Here is a 2,529-nt window from a genome sequence, read left to right as displayed (position 1 = left end):
AGCGCGGAGCGCGGCATGAGATAGCCTGGGGTGAGGCTTGGCGAACCCCAGGGCTGTCGGACCCGAATCCTTGAGCCCTGGAGGGGCGACATAGCCTTCTCGGACGTGCTCGACTTGCCGTATGCCGCCCCTGCGGGGCTGGATCTTTGGGGGCGGGGAAACCTGGGGTTCGGCGGCCTCACCCCAGGCTATCTCATATCGCGCTCCGCGCTGGATCCGGAGGTCCCCAGATTGTGCCGAGTGATTGCCCCTCGATAACATTGATCTCAAAGACCTGGCCCGGCCACCCCGGTCATTCCGGAGACAGCCCCGGCAAAGCGGCCGCCCGGTTTTTCGATCCCGGAAGCCCGAGCCTACCAAAGCGGGCGGCCGCGTTCTCTTCGGCCGGGCGGTGCCCGGCGCGGGACGAGCGTCTGGACAGGGCCTGTGCACGCGGGCCGGATCCGTGGACCCGGGCCCTCCGGCGAATGGGTGCCCTGTGCTCACAAGACGAAAACCGAGGTTGTCGTTGCGGATGCCGGGAGGGTTGTTGTTGCGATTCGAGGCGCGACAGTTGCGCGCGTTCGAATTCCAGCCACCGCCTCGGTTCACGCGGTTCGAGCCTCATTCGGCGCTCACCCCAGAGCCGAAGATTGTGCGAAGAAGCACCGGCGCAGCCGGCGTGTCGCAGCGTGCTCGATGTGGGCGACGCTGCTGCGCACCGACGTCGCCAGCTCCTCCGCCGAGATTCTACCCTGCTGAAACGCCCGTTCGCGCCGCCGGATCCTACGTCGCATGCGGTGCCATCGCTGCCCCTGCAAGCGGATCGTTCGGGGGAATATTCGGAATCCGAGAAAGGGAATGCCCTGGCCCGTGGGAGCTAGCCAGGTGGCTTTCCCTTTGAGGCGCAAACTCAGATCATCTGCGAGATACCTGCGTATCGCGGCGCGATGTAGGTGAAGCTCCGCCTTGGTCTCGGCAAAGATCAGGACATCGTCCATGAAACGGAGATAGCCGCGGGCTCGGAGTCTCTGTTTCACGAATCGATCGAGCTGGCCGAGGACGTGATTGGCGAAATACTGGCTGGTCAAGTTGCCGATCGGCAGCCCCTGGCCGGGTTGTTGTCCGGGAACCGGCGCGTCGATGATCCGGTCGAGAAGGGCGAGCAGGCGCGCGTCTTTGAACATTCGGCGCAGGAGATTCTTGAGCACCGCGTGATCAATCGTTTCGAAGTAGCGGTCGACGTCGCCCTTCAGGAAGTAGGGAAACCGGCGCGCCTGTCGCTGGGCGTAGCGCACGGCGGCATGGGTTCCCTTGCCGACTCGACAAGCGTAGCTGTGGGCAAAGAGGGCTCGCTCGAAGAAAGGGTCGAGCACGTTCATGATCGCGTGATGCACGACCCGGTCGCGAAAATCAGCGGCACTGATGCGCCGGAGCTTGGGCTCGCGGATGGTAAACGAACGATATGGCTGCGGGCGCCAGCTGCCGGTCGAAAGCTCTTGCTGCAAGGTGAGGATCTCGGGCTCGAGATGGAAGAGAAAGCGTGCCACCGCCGGCTTCGCGGTCTTGCCCGCAGCGGCTTTCTTCGCCGCGCTCAGGAAGTTGTCCCAGGTGACGATCTGTTCGAAGAGATGGCCATGACGTTTCACCGCTTCTTCTCCTGGCTCTTGCGCCAGCCGCCGAGCATGCTCCCGACGTCGTAGAGGACGCGCATCGAGTGTTCGTACTGCCGGCTCGGCAGGTGTTTGTGATGATGGCTGACGCGCAGGAGGACCCGGAGCTTTTCCAGTCGGAGGTTGGCCCGCCGCAGATGTTCCAGTTTTTGGCGGCTGTAGCGGGCTTCCACGAGATCTTCGACGACGTCGAGCGCGAGGTTGTCGATGCGCTGCGAGAGCGTGAAACGGACCTTCTTGGGAAACTTCTCGGTGGTCGGCAGCAGCCAGTTGAGGAACTCCAGCCACTTGGTGAAGATCGGCAAATCGTCAGTCGTTGCGGTCATCAGCGTCAGGCTCCTTCTCGGTCGGAGGGGACGGGCTTTCCGCTGTACCCATCAGGTAAGACACGATATCCTTCCCGTATTTTTTCAGTTTCGCACTGCCGAAGCCTTCGATCTCGCCGAGCTTGCTGACGGTGCGCGGGCGGGTGCGGACGACCTGTGCCAGCTCACGGTTGGTGCAGATGATGTAGGGCGGGATCCCCTGGTCTTTCGCTTTCTGGGCGCGCCATTCGCGCAGGGTGTTGAACAGCGGCCAATCCGATTTCTCGAGGAGATCACGCCAGGCTTCGCGCTGGACTTTCTTGCCCGCATTCTCCTCTGGCTTGGCCGCGGCGATGACCGGGCGGTAAACCAGAACGAGCGCCAGATGCGGCTGGCCGAGGTGGTCGAAGAAATGATCGCGCAGGCCGAGCAGATCCTTGTCGGCGAGAAAGCGCTGCAGCGGCTCGTCGTCGAAGCGACCGAGCTCGAGATCGAAGGCCAGGGTCATGACGCGGAGCTTCATCATCAGTTCAGAAGAGCCTCAAAGATCGTAAGACTTCGGTTTCCAATTT

3 protein-coding genes are annotated in these 2,529 nt (G+C 62.8%); all 3 read right to left on the bottom strand.

Features of this window, described 5'->3' with window-relative positions; genetic code table 11:
• Positions 1-614: 614 nt before the first annotated feature.
• The 3 genes from GY725_02615 to GY725_02605 are packed head-to-tail and all read right to left on the bottom strand — an operon-like array spanning position 615 to position 2,483.
• A complete protein-coding gene (locus tag GY725_02615; protein MCP4003068.1) occupies positions 615-1,628 on the bottom strand; it encodes an RNA-dependent DNA polymerase in 1,014 nt (337 codons plus the stop codon).
• Positions 1,625-1,978 carry a diversity-generating retroelement protein Avd gene (gene avd / locus GY725_02610; GenBank protein MCP4003067.1) on the bottom strand — a complete coding sequence of 118 codons (354 nt, stop codon included), beginning with the start codon at positions 1,976-1,978 and terminating at the stop codon, positions 1,625-1,627. Before avd ends, GY725_02615 begins: the two co-directional genes overlap by 4 nt.
• Complete coding sequence (locus tag GY725_02605; protein MCP4003066.1) at positions 1,962-2,483, bottom strand: HRDC domain protein; 522 nt, start codon at positions 2,481-2,483, stop codon at positions 1,962-1,964. Before GY725_02605 ends, avd begins: the two co-directional genes overlap by 17 nt.
• Positions 2,484-2,529 lie beyond the last annotated feature (46 nt).

Source organism: bacterium, assembly GCA_024226335.1.
Lineage (GTDB): Bacteria > Myxococcota_A > UBA9160 > SZUA-336 > SZUA-336 > JAAELY01.
Note: the sequence above shows the minus strand (reverse complement) of the source record. Positions and strands in the feature narration are given on the sequence as shown.